The sequence below is a fragment of the Pseudomonas sp. BS-2016 genome, from assembly GCF_001806145.1.
Taxonomy (GTDB): domain Bacteria; phylum Pseudomonadota; class Gammaproteobacteria; order Pseudomonadales; family Pseudomonadaceae; genus Aquipseudomonas; species Aquipseudomonas lundensis.
Genome location: NZ_MLCT01000036.1, coordinates 152,846 through 169,966, shown reverse-complemented (window position 1 = coordinate 169,966; position 17,121 = coordinate 152,846). Strand labels below are relative to the sequence as shown.

13 protein-coding genes are annotated in these 17,121 nt (G+C 59.9%); 10 read left to right on the top strand and 3 right to left on the bottom strand.

Translation table 11 applies throughout. The annotated features are described in order from the left end of the window. Positions 1–65 precede the first annotated feature (65 nt). Positions 66–1,247 (bottom strand): acetyl-CoA C-acyltransferase family protein, encoded by a 1,182-nt coding sequence (locus BKD70_RS19345; RefSeq protein WP_047275584.1) that lies wholly within the window; start codon positions 1,245–1,247, stop codon positions 66–68. Between the two features lie 205 nt (positions 1,248–1,452). Here BKD70_RS19345 and BKD70_RS19340 point away from each other — a divergent pair, with 205 nt between their 5' ends. After that, positions 1,453–1,911: a lipocalin-like domain-containing protein gene (locus BKD70_RS19340; RefSeq protein ID WP_047275582.1), complete on the top strand. Its 459-nt coding sequence runs from the start codon at positions 1,453–1,455 to the stop codon at positions 1,909–1,911. A gap of 11 nt (positions 1,912–1,922) precedes the next feature. Here the strand turns inward: BKD70_RS19340 and BKD70_RS19335 are convergent, their stop codons facing one another. Both BKD70_RS19335 and BKD70_RS19330 read right to left on the bottom strand, forming a co-directional pair. Beyond that, positions 1,923–5,183, bottom strand: a complete 3,261-nt coding sequence (locus BKD70_RS19335) for a bifunctional diguanylate cyclase/phosphodiesterase (protein ID WP_047275580.1) — start codon at positions 5,181–5,183, stop codon at positions 1,923–1,925. Positions 5,184–5,220: 37 nt separating this feature from the next. Next, positions 5,221–6,117, bottom strand: coding sequence for a LysR family transcriptional regulator (locus BKD70_RS19330; RefSeq protein ID WP_047275578.1), 897 nt, complete (start codon positions 6,115–6,117; stop codon positions 5,221–5,223). A gap of 130 nt (positions 6,118–6,247) precedes the next feature. Between BKD70_RS19330 and leuC the strand changes: the two genes are divergently transcribed. The 9 genes from leuC (at position 6,248) to BKD70_RS19285 (ending at position 17,118) form a co-directional block, all read left to right on the top strand. Then, positions 6,248–7,666, top strand: coding sequence for a 3-isopropylmalate dehydratase large subunit (gene leuC, locus BKD70_RS19325; RefSeq protein WP_047275576.1), 1,419 nt, complete (start codon positions 6,248–6,250; stop codon positions 7,664–7,666). 10 nt (positions 7,667–7,676) lie between these two features. After that, positions 7,677–8,318: a 3-isopropylmalate dehydratase small subunit gene (leuD, locus tag BKD70_RS19320; RefSeq protein WP_047275575.1), complete on the top strand. Its 642-nt coding sequence runs from the start codon at positions 7,677–7,679 to the stop codon at positions 8,316–8,318. A 30-nt stretch (positions 8,319–8,348) separates the two neighbouring features. Next, positions 8,349–9,116: a class I SAM-dependent methyltransferase gene (locus tag BKD70_RS19315; protein ID WP_047275573.1), complete on the top strand. Its 768-nt coding sequence runs from the start codon at positions 8,349–8,351 to the stop codon at positions 9,114–9,116. Between the two features lie 69 nt (positions 9,117–9,185). After that, positions 9,186–10,268 carry a 3-isopropylmalate dehydrogenase gene (leuB, locus tag BKD70_RS19310; RefSeq protein WP_047275570.1) on the top strand — a complete coding sequence of 361 codons (1,083 nt, stop codon included), beginning with the start codon at positions 9,186–9,188 and terminating at the stop codon, positions 10,266–10,268. 68 nt (positions 10,269–10,336) lie between these two features. After that, complete coding sequence (gene asd / locus BKD70_RS19305; RefSeq protein WP_047275568.1) at positions 10,337–11,449, top strand: aspartate-semialdehyde dehydrogenase; 1,113 nt, start codon at positions 10,337–10,339, stop codon at positions 11,447–11,449. 151 nt (positions 11,450–11,600) lie between these two features. Then, the gene (locus BKD70_RS19300; protein ID WP_047275567.1) at positions 11,601–12,611 is read left to right on the top strand and encodes an aspartate-semialdehyde dehydrogenase; all 1,011 of its coding nucleotides are present in this window, start codon (positions 11,601–11,603) and stop codon (positions 12,609–12,611) included. A 187-nt stretch (positions 12,612–12,798) separates the two neighbouring features. Further along, positions 12,799–15,411, top strand: coding sequence for a FimV/HubP family polar landmark protein (locus BKD70_RS19295; protein ID WP_047275564.1), 2,613 nt, complete (start codon positions 12,799–12,801; stop codon positions 15,409–15,411). Positions 15,412–15,606: 195 nt separating this feature from the next. Continuing rightward, positions 15,607–16,431, top strand: a complete 825-nt coding sequence (gene truA, locus BKD70_RS19290; RefSeq protein ID WP_047275562.1) for a tRNA pseudouridine(38-40) synthase TruA — start codon at positions 15,607–15,609, stop codon at positions 16,429–16,431. Positions 16,432–16,494: 63 nt separating this feature from the next. Further along, on the top strand, positions 16,495–17,118 hold the full coding sequence (locus BKD70_RS19285) for a phosphoribosylanthranilate isomerase (RefSeq protein WP_047275560.1): 624 nt from the start codon (positions 16,495–16,497) through the stop codon (positions 17,116–17,118). The last annotated feature ends 3 nt before the right edge of the window (positions 17,119–17,121 follow it).

Below are 17,121 nucleotides of genomic sequence, written 5' to 3'. Positions count from 1 at the left end.
TCGTTGCGCTTGTCTGTGTCATTCCCGCCAGATATCCCGCACCTAAGGCGCTAGCCGCCAAGCAGTCAGACCCGTTCGAAAATCACCGCGATGCCCTGTCCACCGCCGATGCACATGGTGGCCAATGCGTAGCGGCCCTGAATGCGGTGCAATTCATGAATGGCCTTGGTCGCAATGATCGCGCCGGTTGCGCCCACCGGATGGCCCAGCGCGATGCCTGAACCATTGGGGTTGACCTTGGCCGGGTCCATGTCCAGCGCTTGCATCACGGCGCAGGCTTGGGCTGCGAAGGCGATATTGGCTTCGATCACGTCCATGTCGTTGATGCTCAAACCAGCGCGTTTCAGGGCCAGTTTCGTCGCCGGAATCGGGCCCAGCCCCATCAGTTCGGGTTCCACCCCGGCATGGGCGTACGCCACCAGGCGCGCCATGGGCGCGAGGTTGCCCGAGGTCACGGCGCTGGCGCTGGCCAACACCAGGGCGGCGGCACCATCGTTCAGGCCCGAGGCGTTACCGGCCGTGACCGTGCCGTCTTTCTTGAAAGCCGGGCGCATGCTTGCCAATTGCTCAAGGGTGGTGGCGCGCGGGTGTTCATCGACACTGAACAGCGTGCTGCCTTTGCGTGTCGTGATCTCGACCGGGGCTATTTGCTGATCAAAAAAGTGGTGTTCGAGTGCATGAGCGGCGCGCTGCTGATCGGCGTAGGCCAGGGCATCCTGGGTTTCGCGGTTGATGCCGTTGCGTTCAGCGATGTTCTCGGCAGTGATGCCCATGTGCATGCCTTGAAACGGATCGTGCAGCACCCCGAGCATGTAATCCTGCATCAGCCCGTTGCCCATGCGCGCCCCCCAGCGTGCAGCAGGCAGCAGGTAGGGCCCGCGGCTCATGGATTCCACCCCGGCGCCGATGGCAAATTCGGCGTCACCGAGCATCACGGTGTGGGCTGCTGAAATCACGGCTTGCAGGCCCGAGCCGCAGAGGCGATTGACGTTGAAGGCCGGGGTCTCTTTGGGGATGCCTGCGCGGATCGCCGCGACCCGCGCCACGTAGGCGTCGTGGGGGTCAGTAGGGATGACATTGCCCATCACCACGTGGCCGATGCGTTCGGGATCAACCTGACTGCTGGACAGCGCGGCCGTCACGGCAACGGTGGCGAGGTCGCACAGGGGCACGTCTTTCAGCGCGCCGCCGAAGGTGCCAATGGCGGTGCGCCGAGCGCTGAGGATAAAGATGTCAGAGGTGTGCATGAGGCGTCCTTATTGTTCTTGTTGATCTGTGGGGCCGGATTATTTCACAGCGCCAACGGCTGCGGACTAGTCCGTTTGAGGGGGAATTCGATAAGTGGCAATGCCTATAGATGGACGTTGCCGCTTCGCCGTCTACGCTGTCGGTTTCGCGGAGCCTGGCGATCAGGCCTTGCTCTCCCATCCCGATGCAAAGGAAATGCATGCCATGTCTACCGTAGACCGAAATGCGCTGATCGGCGCCTGGAAACTGGTGAGTTTTGTGGAGCGCGATACCAACACCGGTGTTGAATCCCACCCCATGGGCACGACCCCGGAAGGGATCATCCTGTATACGCCTGACGGCTATATGTCGGCGCAATTCTGTCCGCCCGGCCGCAATGACCTGGCCAGCAATGACCCGTTTGATGCCAGTGAACATGAGTACAAAGAAGCGGGTAAAACGTACTTTGCCTACAGCGGCCCGTTTTATGTGGATGAAGCGCGCGGACTGCTGGAGCACGAAATGTTTGTCAGCTTCTTTCCCAACTGGCGTGGGCAACGTCAAGTGCGTACCTGCCGCATTGAAGGCGACATGTTGTACCTGGCGCCGGACGTGCCCGTGAACTTCAATGGCTCGATGAAGCTCGCCAACCTGGCCTGGAAACGGGTCAACCCCAACCTCTAGCCCCTACGGCGTCAGGCCTTCAGCAGGGTGCGAAACGCGTCGATCGGTACAGGGCGACTGTGCAAATAGCCCTGATAGATGTGGCATTCCAGGCTCTGTAAAAACTGCAACTGCTGTTGCCGTTCGACGCCTTCGGCCACCACCTTGAGCTGCAGGCTATGGGCCATTGCCACGATGGCGCGGATGATTTCCGCGTCATTCGGGTCGTTGATGGCATCGCGCACGAATGACTGGTCAATTTTCAGCGTGTCGACCGGCAAGCGCTTAAGGTGCGTCAGCGACGAGTAACCGGTGCCAAAATCGTCCATCGCAAAGCTCACGCCCATGGCCGTGAGCTGATGCATTTTAGCGATGGTGTCTTCCAGGTTCTGGATCACGATGCCTTCGGTGATTTCCAGTTTGAGCATGGAACTGGGCAGGTCATGGGTCAGCAGGCTGCGTTGAACGCGATCAACGAAGTTGCTCTGGCGAAACTGGCGCGGGCTGATGTTCACGCACAAGCTGAAATCTTTGGCCTGGATCAGGCCGTCATTGAGCAAGGCACCGAAATCGCGGCAGGCTTGATCCAGAATCCAGGTGCCGACTTCAAGGATTAACCCGCTGTCCTCAAGGATTTTGATGAACTCGCTTGGCGACTGCGGCCCCAGTTGCGGGTGTTGCCAGCGCACCAGCGCTTCGGCGCCCACGATGCGTTGGGTGCGTGCATCGACCTGCGGCTGATAGTGCAGACTGAATTCGTTGCGTGCCAAGGCGGTGCGCAAATCACTTTCGATGCGCATGCGCTCACTGGCGGCGGCCTGCATGTCGGGGTGAAACAGTTGCGTGGTGTTGCGCCCCGAATCTTTGGCCCGGTACAGGGCAATGTCGGCGCGCTTGAACAAGTCGGCCGGGTTGGCGCCGTGGTCGGGAATCAGCGCGATGCCGATACTGGGGGTGACTTGCAGGCGCTGGCCATCGAGAAACATCGGCTCGGCCAACAATTCGCGTAGCGTGTCGGCCGTGGCGCGCACGTGCCGGGTCACTTCCTCCAGCGAGCCGTGCAGGCCGCTGAGCAAGACCACAAACTCGTCGCCGCCCAGTCGCGCCACGGTGTCTTCGACCCGCACGCTGGCTTCAAGCCGGGCGGTGATGATTTTCAGCACCGCATCGCCCACCGGATGCCCGAGCGAGTCGTTGATGTGCTTGAAGTGATCCAGGTCGAGGAACAGCAGGGCCCCGCGCATGTCATGCCGCGACAGCAGGGCGCTTTGCTGGGTCAGGCGATCCATCAGCAAGGCCCGATTGGGCAGGTTGGTGAGCGGGTCGTGATAGGCCAGATGACGCACCTGCGCCTGCGCGGCTTTCAATTGACTGATGTCACGGGCGATCAGCAGCAGGCAAGCGGTGTCGTTGAGGGTGATGCGTTCGATGGAGATCTCCACGTTAAGCAGATCGCCACGGCGTGAGCGCCCGAGGATTTCACGGTTGCTGATACGGCCTTTTTCTTCCAGTTCGTCCAGCAGCGCCTGACGCAGCGAGCTGTCACCCCAGATCCCCAGTTCGTAAGGGCTGCGGCCCATGACTTCGGCGCTGGTATAACCGGTCAGCCGGGTAAAGCCGTCGTTGACCTCCAGGTAACAGCCGGTGGCGTAGTCGCTGATGGTGATGGCGTCGGGGCTTGAGTGAAACGCCTTGGCGAATTTCTCTTCGCTGGCTTTAAGCACGGCTTCGGCCCGCTGTTGCTGGGTGATGTCGCGCAAGGTGGCGACCATGCAGGCGTGCCCATCCAGTTCGATGGAACGGCTGGACACCACACACGTCAGGGGGTCGGTATTTTTGTGCAATAACGAGACGGTCAGGTTGTGCTGCGCCGGGCCCTGAATGGCAGCCAGCAAGGGTCGTAAATGTGTGGCCTGGTGGTCGGGGTCTGCGCGCAGATCGTTCATGTCCCAGCCAAAGGTCTGACTGAAACTGGCATTGATCTCCATCACCTCACCGCTGACGGCCTGCAGCACGCAAATGGGGTCGGGGCTGGTCTGAAACACGCTGGCAAACTTTTCTTCGGAAGCGATCAGGCGTTGCTCGCGCTCCACTTGTTCGGTGATGTCGAGCAGGGTGCCCGCCATGCGCAGTGGCTGACCATCGTCGTCACGGTACAGGCGGGCGCGGCTTTCCAGGTAACGCGAGGCACCGTTTTCGAGCTGAACCCGGTAGGTCAGTTGGTAATTACCGGCCGGGCCTTCGCGCAAGGAGCGGTAGGCGTTGCGCATGTTGTAGCGTTCCTCGATGGGCACCCCTTCAAAAAACGCCTCGAACGATTCGTTGAACGCCACAGCCTCCAGACCGTGTAACTGGGCGGCGCGCGCCGAGCCGTAGAGCTGGCCGCTGGGAATGTGCCAGTCCCAGGTGCCCATCTGCGCTGAATCGAGGGCCAGGTCCAGTCGCTCCTGGCTGTCCTTGAGCGCTTGCTCGGCCTTGATGCGTTCGCTGGTGTCGAGAAACGTGCTGACCAGGTATTCCTCACCCTCCAGTTCGACTTTTTGGGCGCTGAGGATCCCGCCATGCAACTGGCCGTTACGGCCGCGCAATTGCACTTCCATGTCCACCGGTGCCTGTTCGCGGCGGATCGCCTGGATGAAAGCGTTGCGTTGCTGCGGGTCGGGCCACAGCCCCAACTCCAGCGTGGTCCGGCCAATGGCGTGCTGAACCGGCCAGCCGAGCAGGCTTTCAAAGCAATGGTTGGCTTCGCTGATCAGCCCGTCTTCAAGGCGCACCAACAGCACCATGTTCGGTGACAGGTGAAACAGGGTGGCAAAGCGTTCTTCCGAGTTGTTCAGGGCTTGCTGGCGCTGGCGTTGTTGGGTGACTTCTTGCAGGACGCCCATCATGCGGGGCTTGCCATCGGCGGTGGGCACCCGGCTGCCCCGGATCTCCAGCCAGTGCAGGGTGCCGTCTGGCCAGCGAATGCGGTGGTGAGTGCTGCGCTCCTGGGGGGCATTTTTGATCACCGCATCAAAGGCCTGCTGAGCCTTGGGCCAATCATCGAACGGCAAGGCCGATAACTGATTGAGGTTGCCCGGCAAGGTCTGGGTTGCCGGCAGGCCGAACAAGGCGTGGGAGCCCTCGGACCAACTGATGTCGCCGCTTTCCATGTCCCAGCACCATGCACCCAATTGCGCCGCTTTGAGCGCAGCGAGCAATTGCGGGGTCTGACGCCAGTTTTGTTCCAGCGTTACCGGATCGGTAGAGGGCAAACCGCTAGTAAGGTGCACAGGGTCAGCGGGTGTTGGCATTGGCTGCGGTCCTTGAACGGAAAAAGCGTCAGTACGGTCATGCGTCAGGCGCAGTGTGCCGCGTATCGACCTGGCCATCCAGCAGTGTCATGAAAGCGTGTGCGGCATTCGATAAAGTGCGTTCGGTATGCAAGATATAGCCTAGCTGGCGCGTCAGTTGTATGCCCGGCAAGCGGATCGATGCCACTTGCTCGTCGAGCATGGTGCGCGGCAGCACGCTCCAGGCCAGACCGATGGACACCATCATTTTGATGGTTTCCAGGTAGTTGGTGCTCATGGCGATATTGGGGGTCAACCCTTGTGCCTCGAACAGCCGCTGCACAATGTGGTGGGTAAAGGTGTTACCACCCGGAAACACCGCCGGGTGGTGTGCGATGTCTGCCAGGCTGATTGGCCCTTTGTGGGTCAGCGAGTGCTCAGGCGCGACGACAAAATCCAGCGGGTCATCCCACACCGGCACGGCGCGAATCAGTGAATGCGGTTCGGGCGCCAAGGTAATGACCGCCAGTTCGGCACGGCCATGGAGGATTTCTTCGTAGGCCACTTCTGAATCGAGGAACTGAATATCCAGCGCGACCTTGGGGTAAGTGCGGGTGAATTCACGCAGCAGGGGCGGCAAGCGGTGCAAGCCAATATGGTGGCTGGTAGCCAGTGTCAGGCGGCCGCTGACTTCTCCGTTGAGGTTGTTGAGCGCCCGGCGGGTGTCGTCGAGCACGTTGAGTATTTGATAGGCGCGGGGCAGCAGCGCACGGCCGGCCTCGGTCAGGCTGACTTCGCGGCCGAGTCGGTCGAACAGCCTGAGCTTGAGTTGTTGCTCAATGCTGGCGATGCGTTTGCTGATCGCCGGCTGGGTCAGGAACAACCGTTCGGCGGCACCCGAAAAGCTGCCGGTTTCTGCAATCGCAATGAAGGCATTGAGATTTGCGAGGTCCATGTTTCGAATTCCCTTTGGTTATCCAAACTATAAAAATTATGAATTTGAGTTATTGACTTTAACGCCATAGGATCGACCTCACAAGCCAAGTGGTTATTGGCGCAGAAAGTAGCTGATGAGGAACCGTGTGATGGCCGGCAAAACGCTTTACGACAAGCTCTGGGATTCGCATTTGGTCAAGCAGCGCGACGATGGCTCGGCGCTGATCTATATCGACCGTCACATCATTCATGAAGTGACCTCGCCGCAAGCGTTCGAAGGCTTGCGTCTGGCAGGGCGCAAGCCTTGGCGCATCGATGCCAATATCGCGACCCCGGACCATAACGTACCGACCACGCCGGAGCGCAAAGGCGGGATTGAAGCGATTGCCGATCAGGTTTCCCGTTTGCAAGTGCAAACCCTGGACGACAACTGCGACGAGTACGGCATCACCGAATTCAAAATGAACGACGTGCGTCAGGGCATCGTTCACGTGATCGGCCCTGAGCAGGGCGCCACATTGCCGGGCATGACCCTGGTCTGCGGCGACTCGCACACCTCGACCCATGGCGCGTTCGGCGCCTTGGCCCACGGTATTGGCACGTCTGAGGTCGAACACGTACTGGCCACCCAATGCCTTGTCGCTAAAAAAATGAAGAACATGTTGGTGCGCGTAGAAGGCCAACTGCCATTTGGGGTGACAGCCAAGGACATCGTGCTCGCGGTCATCGGCAAAATCGGCACGGCCGGTGGCAATGGTCACGCCATTGAGTTCGCCGGAAGCGCGATTCGCGACTTGTCCGTTGAAGGCCGCATGACCATTTGCAACATGGCCATTGAGGCGGGCGCGCGCGTCGGTCTGGTGGCAGCCGATGAGAAGACAGTCGATTACGTCAAGGGCCGCCCGTTCGCCCCCAAAGGCGCGGAGTGGGACCAGGCGGTTGAGGCCTGGAAATCACTGGTGTCGGATGCCGACGCAGTCTTCGACACGGTGGTCGAACTGGATGCGACCCTGATCAAGCCGCAGGTCAGCTGGGGCACTTCGCCGGAAATGGTGTTGGCCGTGGATCAGAATGTGCCCGATCCGGCGCAGGAAGCCGATCTGGTCAAGCGCGGTTCGATTGAGCGTGCGTTGAAGTACATGGGGTTAAGCGCCAATCAGGCGATCACGGATATCCAGCTGGATCGTGTGTTCATCGGATCGTGCACCAACTCGCGCATTGAAGACTTGCGCGCGGCGGCCGTGATCGCCAAAGGCCGCAAGGTGGCCTCGACCATCAAGCAGGCGATTGTGGTGCCGGGCTCGGGGTTGGTGAAGGCTCAGGCAGAAGCTGAAGGGCTGGACAGGATTTTCCTTGAAGCGGGTTTCGAATGGCGTGAGCCGGGGTGCTCGATGTGTCTGGCGATGAACCCTGACCGCCTTGAGTCGGGCGAGCACTGCGCTTCGACCTCCAACCGTAACTTTGAAGGGCGTCAGGGCGCCGGAGGCCGCACCCACTTGGTGAGCCCGGCAATGGCCGCTGCCGCGGCGGTAAACGGTCGTTTCATCGACGTCCGCGAATTGATTTAAGGAGCGCAGCATGAAAGCTTTTACCCAGCACACCGGTCTTGTTGCGCCTTTGGACCGTGCCAATGTGGACACGGACCAGATCATTCCCAAGCAGTTTTTGAAATCCATCAAGCGCACCGGGTTCGGCCCCAACTTGTTTGATGAGTGGCGCTACCTGGACGTGGGCCAGCCTTATCAAGACAACTCCAAACGGCCATTGAACAAAGATTTCGTGCTCAATGCCGAGCGTTACCAGGGCGCCAGCGTGTTGCTGGCGCGTGAAAACTTCGGCTGCGGTTCAAGCCGTGAACACGCACCGTGGGCGCTGGAAGAATATGGCTTTCGCAGCATCATCGCGCCGAGTTATGCCGATATCTTCTTCAATAACAGCTTCAAGAACGGTTTGTTGCCGATCATCCTGAGCGACGCCGAGATTGACGAACTGTTTGCTCAGGTTGAAGCCACACCGGGTTATCAGCTCAAGATCGACCTTGAGGCGCAGACGGTCACCCGCCCGGACGGCAAAGTGCTGAGCTTTGAAATCGATGCGTTTCGCAAGCACTGCCTGCTTAACGGTCTGGATGACATCGGTTTGACCTTGCAGGATGGCGATGCCATCGCTGCGTTTGAGAGCAAGCATCGCGCCAGTCAGCCCTGGTTGTTTCGCGACTGATTGCAAGCCCATGACCTGAAGGACACTCCAATGACCCGCACCGCTCAGCACAGTCAAGTCGTACAGAAACAGTTCGGTGAGCAGGCGTCGGCCTACCTGAACAGCACTGTTCATGCCCTGGGCGCCGAGTTTGCGCTGCTCCAGGCGGAGTTGGCCGGCAAGTCGGCGGCGCGGGTGCTGGACCTCGGCTGCGGGGCCGGGCACGTCAGTTTTCACGTGGCGTCGCTGGTCAAGGAGGTGGTCGCTTACGACCTTTCGCAGCAGATGCTGGATGTGGTGAGTCGCGCGGCCCTTGAGCGCGAGTTGCCGAATATCCGCACCGTACGCGGCGCCGCAGAGCGCTTGCCCTTTGCTGACGGCGAGTTCGATTACGTGCTGAGCCGTTATTCGGCCCATCACTGGAGCGATCTCGGTCAGGCCTTGCGCGAAGTACGGCGGGTACTCAAGCCCGGCGGTGTCGCTGCATTCATTGACGTGATGTCGCCGGGCAGCCCTTTGTTTGACACGTATTTGCAAACGGTTGAAGTGTTGCGCGACACCAGCCATGTGCGCGATTACGCGGCGGGTGAGTGGCTTGAGCAGGTCAGCCAGGCGGGGTTGCACACGCGCAGTACGCAGCGCCAGCGTTTGCGATTAGAGTTCGGCTCCTGGATTGCCCGTATGCGCACGCCCGACACCCTGAGCCACGCCATCCTCGCCTTGCAACAGTCCATGGGCGCCGAAGTGCGTGAGTATTTCGAGATTGACGCCGATGGCTCGTTCAGTACCGATGTGCTGGTGCTGTGGTGCGAAAAGTAAGCACGTCACACGATTAAAATTTTCGGATGCGCCTGCGGGGGCATCGATAGACAAAAAAAAGAGGAACCCATGAGCAAGCAGATTCTGATTCTTCCAGGTGACGGCATTGGTCCAGAAATCATGGCTCAGGCGGTCAAGGTGCTGGAGCTGGCCAACGACAAGTTTCAACTCGACTTCGCGTTGACCCATGACGTGATCGGCGGCGCCGCCATTGACCAGCATGGTGTGCCGCTGGCCGATGAGACCCTGGCCCGTGCCCGTGCGGCGGACGCGGTACTGTTGGGCGCGGTGGGCGGCCCTAAATGGGACACCCTCGAACGTGACATCCGTCCTGAACGGGGCCTGCTGAAAATTCGTGCGCAATTGGGGCTGTTCGGCAACTTGCGTCCTGCGATCCTTTACCCGCAACTGGCGGACGCATCGAGCCTCAAACCGGAAATCGTCGCGGGCCTGGACATCCTGATCGTTCGCGAATTGACCGGCGGCATTTACTTCGGTGCGCCACGCGGAACCCGCGAGCTGGACAATGGCGAGCGTCAGGCCTACGACACACTGCCCTACAGCGAAAGCGAAATTCGCCGCATTGCGCGGGTCGGTTTCGACATGGCCCGAGTGCGCGGCAAGAAGTTGTGCTCAGTCGACAAGGCCAACGTATTGGCGTCCAGCCAGTTGTGGCGTGAAGTTGTCGAGCAAGTGGCCAAGGAGTACCCGGACGTCGAATTGAGCCACATGTACGTCGACAATGCCGCGATGCAACTGGTTCGCGCGCCCAAGCAGTTCGACGTGATCGTCACCGACAACCTGTTCGGCGACATCCTCTCCGACGAGGCATCGATGCTCACCGGCTCCATCGGCATGCTGCCGTCGGCCTCTCTGGATGCCAATAACAAGGGCATGTACGAGCCGTGCCACGGTTCTGCGCCGGACATCGCGGGGCAGGGCATTGCCAACCCGCTGGCCACGATTTTGTCGGTCTCCATGATGCTGCGTTACAGCTTCAATCAGCAGGCAGCCGCCGATGCCATCGAGCAGGCGGTCAGCCTGGTTCTGGATCAGGGTTTGCGTACGGGTGACATCTGGTCGGCGGGGTGTACCAAGGTCGGTACACAGGAAATGGGCGATGCAGTAGTCGCCGCGCTGCAGAATCTGTAATCTCTCGGGCCCGTTACTTCCTGTTGGTGGAAGTAACGACCCCACTTTTTGTTAAAGGTGTAGTTGCGATGAAACGTGTAGGTCTGGTCGGTTGGCGCGGTATGGTCGGTTCCGTGCTCATGCAGCGGATGCTGGAAGAGCAGGATTTCGATCTTATTGAGCCGGTGTTTTTCACCACCTCCAATGTCGGTGGACAAGGTCCGTCCGTGGGCAAGGATATTGCTCCGCTCAAGGATGCCTACAACATTGAAGAGTTGAAAACCCTCGATGTGATCCTGACCTGCCAGGGCGGCGACTACACCACTGAGGTGTTTGCGAAGCTGCGTGAGGCAGGCTGGCAAGGTTATTGGATCGATGCTGCATCGAGCCTGCGCATGCAGGATGACGCGGTCATTATTCTGGACCCGGTCAACCGCAAGGTGATTGACCAGCAGCTGGATGCCGGCACCAAGAACTACGTGGGCGGCAACTGCACCGTGAGTTTGATGCTGATGGGCCTGGGCGGTCTGTTCGAGGCCGGTCTGGTGGAATGGATGAGCGCCATGACCTATCAGGCGGCTTCCGGTGCCGGCGCGCAGAACATGCGCGAGCTGATCAAGCAAATGGGCGCAACCCACGCCGCAGTCGCCGATGAACTGGCCAACCCGGCCAGCGCCATTCTCGACATCGACCGCAAAGTGGCGCAGGCCATGCGCAGCGATGCGTACCCGACCGAGCACTTCGGTGTGCCGCTGGCAGGCAGCCTGATCCCGTGGATCGACAAAGAACTGCCTAACGGCCAGAGTCGTGAAGAGTGGAAGGCGCAGGCCGAAACCAACAAGATTCTGGGTCGCTTCAAAAACCCGATTCCGGTTGACGGCATTTGCGTGCGCATCGGCGCCATGCGTTGCCATAGCCAGGCGTTGACCATCAAGTTGAACAAAGATGTGCCGATTGCCGACATCGAAGGGCTGATCAGCCAGCACAACCCTTGGGTCAAGCTGGTGCCCAATCAGCGTGAAATCAGCATGCAGGAGCTGAGCCCGACCAAAGTCACCGGCACCCTGAACGTGCCGGTCGGCCGTCTGCGCAAGCTGAACATGGGGTCGCAGTTCCTCGGCGCCTTCACGGTCGGTGACCAGCTGTTGTGGGGCGCGGCCGAACCGCTGCGCCGCATGCTGCGGATTTTGCTGGAGCGTTAATCCGCGCCGGTGATTTCAGACCCGCCCCTCGCAAGAGGCGCGGGTTTTTTTGTGCGCCGACGATGCACACCCTTTACAGCGCGCTGTGCGTTGCCTGGCGGGGTGGCGCCCGGTACAGTGCCGCTCCCACTGTTTCGCCTGAGGTAGATCCATGAGCCAGTCCTTTGATATCGCCGTCGTTGGCGCCACCGGCACTGTCGGCGAAACCATTGTGCACATTCTTGAAGAACGTGATTTTCCCGTCGGTGAGCTGCATTTGCTGGCCAGTCTGGAGTCCGCCGGAAGTTCGGTGCCTTACCGGGGCAAGAACGTGCGGGTGCGTGAAGTCGACGCATTTGATTTCACTCAGGTACGCATGGTGTTTTTTGCGGCAGGGCCTGCGGTCACGTTGAGTTTTGCCGACAAAGCCCGTGCAGCGGGGTGTGCCGTCATCGACCTGTCTGGAGCCTTGGCGCAGGCTCAGGCGCCTCAGGTCGTGCCGGAGGCCAATGCGCAGAAGCTGCAAGGTTTACCCAAACCCGTACAAGTCAGTAGCCCAAGCCCTTCGGCGACAGCGCTGGCGGTGGTGCTGGCCCCTTTGCGTGGGCTGCTGGACATTCAGCGGGTGAATGTCACCGCGTGCCTGGCGGTCTCGGCACAAGGGCGTGAAGCGGTGTCGGAGCTGGCGCGTCAGACGGCAGAGCTGCTTAATTTGCGCCCTTTGGAGTCGACGTTCTTTGACCGGCAAATGGCGTTCAATTTGCTGGCGCAGGTTGGCAAGCCAGATGCCCAGGGCCATGTGCCGCTGGAGAAGCGTCTGGTCAGCGAGCTGCGCGACGTGCTGGGCATGCCTGGTCTTAAGGTGTCGGTAACCTGCGTGCAGGCGCCGGTGTTTTTTGGCGACAGCTTCAGCGTCTCGGTGCAATTGGCAGGCCCGGTGGATCTGGACGCGGTTAATGCATTGCTCGAAGCAGCCGATAGCATCGAACTGGTCGAGGCGGGCGACTATCCTACAGCTGTGGGGGATGCGGTCGGTCAGGACGTTGTGTATGTAGGTCGTGTTCGTCACGGAGTTGACGATACTTCTGAACTTAATTTGTGGTTGACGTCAGATAACGTACGAAAAGGCGCCGCCTTGAACGCCGTGCAGGTGGCCGAGTTGTTGATAAAAGACCAACTGTAAAAGATACTTGGCGTCAATTTGCAAAATGATTCTAGCCAGACGGCCAATCGTTGCAGTTCAGTTGCTGTCAGGGCTCGCAAGGCGTAATAGGAGAACCGACCCGGTGGTGGTGTAATCCGGGCGGGGTCTTCAGGCAGCAGCTATACAGATCCCGTGGGACGGGGTCTGTACCAATAAGGAAGAGGCTATGGTTCAAGTTCGCAAATTAGTGTTAGCAATCGCCGCCGCTTCGGCGCTGTCATCCGGCATGGCACAGGCGCTTGGGCTCGGGGAGCTGACGCTGAAGTCGACGCAGAACCAGCCGCTGCTGGCTGAAATCGAATTGCTGGATGTCAAGGACTTGACCGCTGCCGAAGTGGTCCCCAGCCTGGCACCGGCTGAAGAGTTCTCCAAGGCAGGCGTTCAGCGCCCTGCGTTTCTGGATGACCTGCGCTTTACCCCGGTGATCAACCCGGAGGGCAAAAGCGTGTTGCGTGTGACCTCCAGTCAGCCGCTGTCAGAACCTTTCGTCAAATTTCTGGTGCAGGTCATGTGGCCCAATGGCCGCTTGCTGCGCGATTACAGCGTGTTGCTTGACCCGGCCAAATTTTCGCCGCAAACGGCTGCCGCTGCTGCAGCCACCCCGGCGGCTGCACCTGCGGGCAGCCCGGCGCAATACACCACCAGTGCCCGTGACACCCTTTGGGAAATTGCCGCGAAGGCGCGCAATGGCGGATCCGTCCAGCAAACCATGCTGGCGATTCAGGCGCTCAATCCCGATGCGTTTATCAATGGCAACATCAACCGCCTGAAAACCGGTCAGGTGCTGCGCTTGCCGGATGCGTCGCAAAGCACCCAATTACCGCACGCCAAGGCCTTGGCTGAAGTGGCCTCGCAGAACGCCGACTGGCGCAGCGGGCGTCGCACTGTGCCGTTGGCCCAGCAGTTGGATGCAACCGGGCGTAAAACCCCGGCGCTGGCAACGCCCAAAGAGGCGGTGGGCGACAATTTGAGCCTGGTCTCAGGGCAGGCGGCCAAGGGGGCTGGCAAAGGCGCGGCAGGTGATGTCAAACATTTAAGCGACAAGCTGGCGATGACCCAGGAAGGCCTGGATGCCAGCCGTCGAGAGAATGCCGAGCTGAAAAGCCGGATGCAGGATCTGCAAAGCCAGCTCGACAAGTTGCAACGTTTGATTGAGTTGAAAAACGATCAGTTGGCCAAGCTGCAGGCAGAGCCTGTGCCAACCGATCCTGCTGCGGCGATTCCGGCGCAATTGGCGGCGCAGGCAGCCGATGCCCCCGAAGCTGACATTCCGCCAGCCACTGAAGGAACACCGGCCACCGCCGTCCCTCCGGCGCCGGTGGATGACGCACAAGACCAGGAACGCAGTATTCAGGACCTGCTGGCCAGTCCGTTGCTGCTGGGTCTGGTCGGTGGCGGGGCCGTGTTGCTGTTGTTACTGCTGATGTTGCTGCTGGCGCGTCGCCGTAAAGCGCAACAGGCCGCCGAAAAACACCTGCGCATGGCGCGTGCGCTTGAAGAAGAGTCGGATTTCGCGGCTGATCTGGATATGCCGGAAAGCAGCTTTGAAGGCCTTGAAGTTCCGCCTCCAAGCGTCAAGCTCGCACCTGCACCTGCACCTGCACCTGCACCTGCACCTGCACCTGCACCTGCACCAGTTGTTGAGTCTGTGGCTCCCGCGGTTGCGGCAGCCACTGTCGCCGCGGCGGCAGTCGTGGCAGCGGCCACACAGTCCAAACCCGACAGCGATGTGCTGGACGAAGCCGAGCACCTGATTACCCGCCGCCAATTCAATGAGGCGCAAGAGCTGCTCACTTCAGCCATTGAGCAGGCGCCGCAACGCAGTGATTTGCGTCTGAAGCTGATGCAGGTCTATGGCGAACTGGGCGAGCGTGACGCGTTTATTGCCCAGGAGCGCCAGTTGGTTGCCAATGGCAAAAATCACGCTGAAGTCGAGCAGCTCAAGGCGCGCTATCCGGCCATGGCAGCTGCCGCCGCTGCCGGTATTGCTTCGGCGGCCCTGGCTGCCGAGCTGGATGCCCAGTTCGTCAAAGACATGCTTCAGGAAGAGCCGAATGCAGAGGCGCCCGTTTCCGCCGAGCCGGTGAGCGAGGCATTCGATGAAGATTTCGATCTGAGTCTGGATGATCTGGAGGCTGCATCCCCAGCGGTGGTTGCTCCGACTGTGGAACCTCAGGCTCCGGCACCTGCCGATGATGAGTTGAGCTTTGAGGCCGTGCTCGCCCAGCAGGCTGAAGCCCAGGCCGCCCATGATGACCTTGCTGACTTTGATTTGAACCTGCCGGACGATGAGCTTTCTGCTCCGACCCTGGCGGATGAGGATGTGCTGGGTCTGGAAGACGAGCTCAAGGGGTTGTCTGATGCCGAGACGCCGTTATTCGACATCAATGGCGTCGATGATCTGGATCTGCCCGCGGATTTCGACCTGTCATTGGCGGACGAAGAGGCACCGGCGGCGCCTGACAGCTTTTCGGTGGAGCTGGATGAAGTGAATGCCGAGCTGGAGCGTTTGTCGCAAAGCCTGGAACATCCACCGATTGCCGAGCCGTTTGTCGATACCGACAAATTTGCTGCTGACGATGCCGTGGAGCAGGGCGATGAACCCGAGTTCGACTTCCTGTCCGGCACGGACGAAACCGCTACCAAGCTCGATCTTGCGCAAGCGTATATCGATATGGGCGATGCGGAGGGTGCGCGGGACATCCTGATTGAAGTGCTTGGCGAAGGGAATACTGCGCAGCAGGCCGAGGCGAAAGAGATGTTGTCTGGGTTGGTCTGATCGCCAGCCCGTCATGCCAGCGGCAGCCAGGGTGGCTGCCGTTGTCGTTTTTGCGAGGTGGGCGCGGGTGCGTCTAATCATCGGTGTGGCGTATTTGTTTCATGGCGTCTTGGCGCGTGCGCCTTATAATGCCCGCCTTTGCGTACATGAGCAGGCTGTAAGTCCTTGGCAAATTTAGATAACGCAGCCGCTGAAATGGCTGCCGAAGGTTTTTCCCGCATCGCGCTGGGCGTTGAATACAAAGGGTCGCGGTACAGCGGCTGGCAGCGTCAGGCCAACGGGGTGCTGACCGTTCAGGAAACCCTTGAAGAGGCGCTGTCAAAAGTCGCCGCGTCCCCGGTTTCATTGTTGTGCGCAGGGCGTACCGATGCCGGTGTGCATGCCTGCGGGCAAGTGGTGCACTTTGACACGCAAGCTGAGCGCTCGCTCAAGGCGTGGGTGATGGGGGCCAATATCAATTTGCCCCATGACATCAGTGTGAGCTGGGCCAAAGTCATGCCGGCGCATTTTCATGCGCGGTTCAAAGCCATCGCGCGGCGCTATCGCTATGTCATTTATAACGATCAGATACGGCCGGCTCATTTGAATCAGGAAATCACCTGGAACCATCGTCCGCTGGATGTCGAGCGCATGGCCGAGGCGGCGCAGTACTTGTTGGGAGTGCATGACTTCAGCGCTTTTCGCGCCGGTCAGTGCCAGGCCAAATCACCGATCAAAGAAATGCATCACCTGCGGGTCACCCGTCACGGGCAGATGATTGTGCTGGACATCCGCGCCAGTGCGTTTCTGCATCACATGGTGCGCAATATTGCCGGCGTGCTGATGACCATTGGTGCCGGTGAGCGACCGGTGGAGTGGATCAAAGAGGTGCTGGAAAGCCGTCAACGTCGTTTGGGGGGTGTCACGGCGCACCCTTACGGCCTGTACCTGGTGCAGGTCGAGTACCACGATGAGTTTCAGTTGCCTGACCGGTACATCGGTCCGCATTTCCTGACCGGTTTTAGCGAACTGGCCGGCTGACGCCCGCGCACGCTTTTGTTACCATCCGCCACTTTCATGCACCAACCCGGAGGTGGAGTCGACATGTCAGCCGTTCGCAGCAAGATCTGCGGTATTACCTGCATAAAGGATGCGCTGGCCGCTGTAGAGTCCGGAGCGGATGCGATTGGCTTTGTGTTCTATGCCAAAAGCCCGCGCGCTGTAAGCGTTCAGCAAGCTCGCGCAATCATTGCGGCATTGCCTCCCTTCGTCACCACGGTCGGTCTTTTCGTCAATGCCAGCGCGTGTGAGCTCAACGAAACCCTCGACGCCGTACCGCTAGATCTTTTGCAGTTTCACGGCGACGAAACGCCGGAGCAGTGCGAAGGTTTTCACCGGCCTTATATAAAAGCGCTGCGTGTGAAGGCCGGCGATGACATTGCGCAAGCTTGCGCGCGGTATGGCAGCGCCAGCGGAATTTTGCTGGATGCCTACGTTGAAGGTGTGCCGGGGGGAACCGGCGAGGTCTTTGACTGGTCTTTGATACCTCGGGACCTGAGCAAGCCGATCATTCTGGCTGGCGGTTTGACACCCGATAATGTGGCAGACGCCATTCACCGCGTTCGTCCGTATGCCGTTGACGTGAGCGGCGGCGTTGAAAAGAGCAAGGGCATTAAGGATCACGACAAAATACGTGCCTTCATGCAGGCGGTTCGTGGAACAAACTGACGC

What these genes read in the sequence shown, in the direction of transcription:
- BKD70_RS19345 (WP_047275584.1), bottom strand. Translation starts at nt 1,247, where the DNA reads ATGCACACCTCTGACATCTTTATCCTCAGCGCTCGGCGCACCGCCATT.
- BKD70_RS19340 (WP_047275582.1), top strand. Translation starts at nt 1,453, where the DNA reads ATGTCTACCGTAGACCGAAATGCGCTGATCGGCGCCTGGAAACTGGTG.
- BKD70_RS19335 (WP_047275580.1), bottom strand. Translation starts at nt 5,183, where the DNA reads ATGCCAACACCCGCTGACCCTGTGCACCTTACTAGCGGTTTGCCCTCT.
- BKD70_RS19330 (WP_047275578.1), bottom strand. Translation starts at nt 6,117, where the DNA reads ATGGACCTCGCAAATCTCAATGCCTTCATTGCGATTGCAGAAACCGGC.
- leuC (WP_047275576.1), top strand. Translation starts at nt 6,248, where the DNA reads ATGGCCGGCAAAACGCTTTACGACAAGCTCTGGGATTCGCATTTGGTC.
- leuD (WP_047275575.1), top strand. Translation starts at nt 7,677, where the DNA reads ATGAAAGCTTTTACCCAGCACACCGGTCTTGTTGCGCCTTTGGACCGT.
- BKD70_RS19315 (WP_047275573.1), top strand. Translation starts at nt 8,349, where the DNA reads ATGACCCGCACCGCTCAGCACAGTCAAGTCGTACAGAAACAGTTCGGT.
- leuB (WP_047275570.1), top strand. Translation starts at nt 9,186, where the DNA reads ATGAGCAAGCAGATTCTGATTCTTCCAGGTGACGGCATTGGTCCAGAA.
- asd (WP_047275568.1), top strand. Translation starts at nt 10,337, where the DNA reads ATGAAACGTGTAGGTCTGGTCGGTTGGCGCGGTATGGTCGGTTCCGTG.
- BKD70_RS19300 (WP_047275567.1), top strand. Translation starts at nt 11,601, where the DNA reads ATGAGCCAGTCCTTTGATATCGCCGTCGTTGGCGCCACCGGCACTGTC.
- BKD70_RS19295 (WP_047275564.1), top strand. Translation starts at nt 12,799, where the DNA reads ATGGTTCAAGTTCGCAAATTAGTGTTAGCAATCGCCGCCGCTTCGGCG.
- truA (WP_047275562.1), top strand. Translation starts at nt 15,607, where the DNA reads ATGGCTGCCGAAGGTTTTTCCCGCATCGCGCTGGGCGTTGAATACAAA.
- BKD70_RS19285 (WP_047275560.1), top strand. Translation starts at nt 16,495, where the DNA reads ATGTCAGCCGTTCGCAGCAAGATCTGCGGTATTACCTGCATAAAGGAT.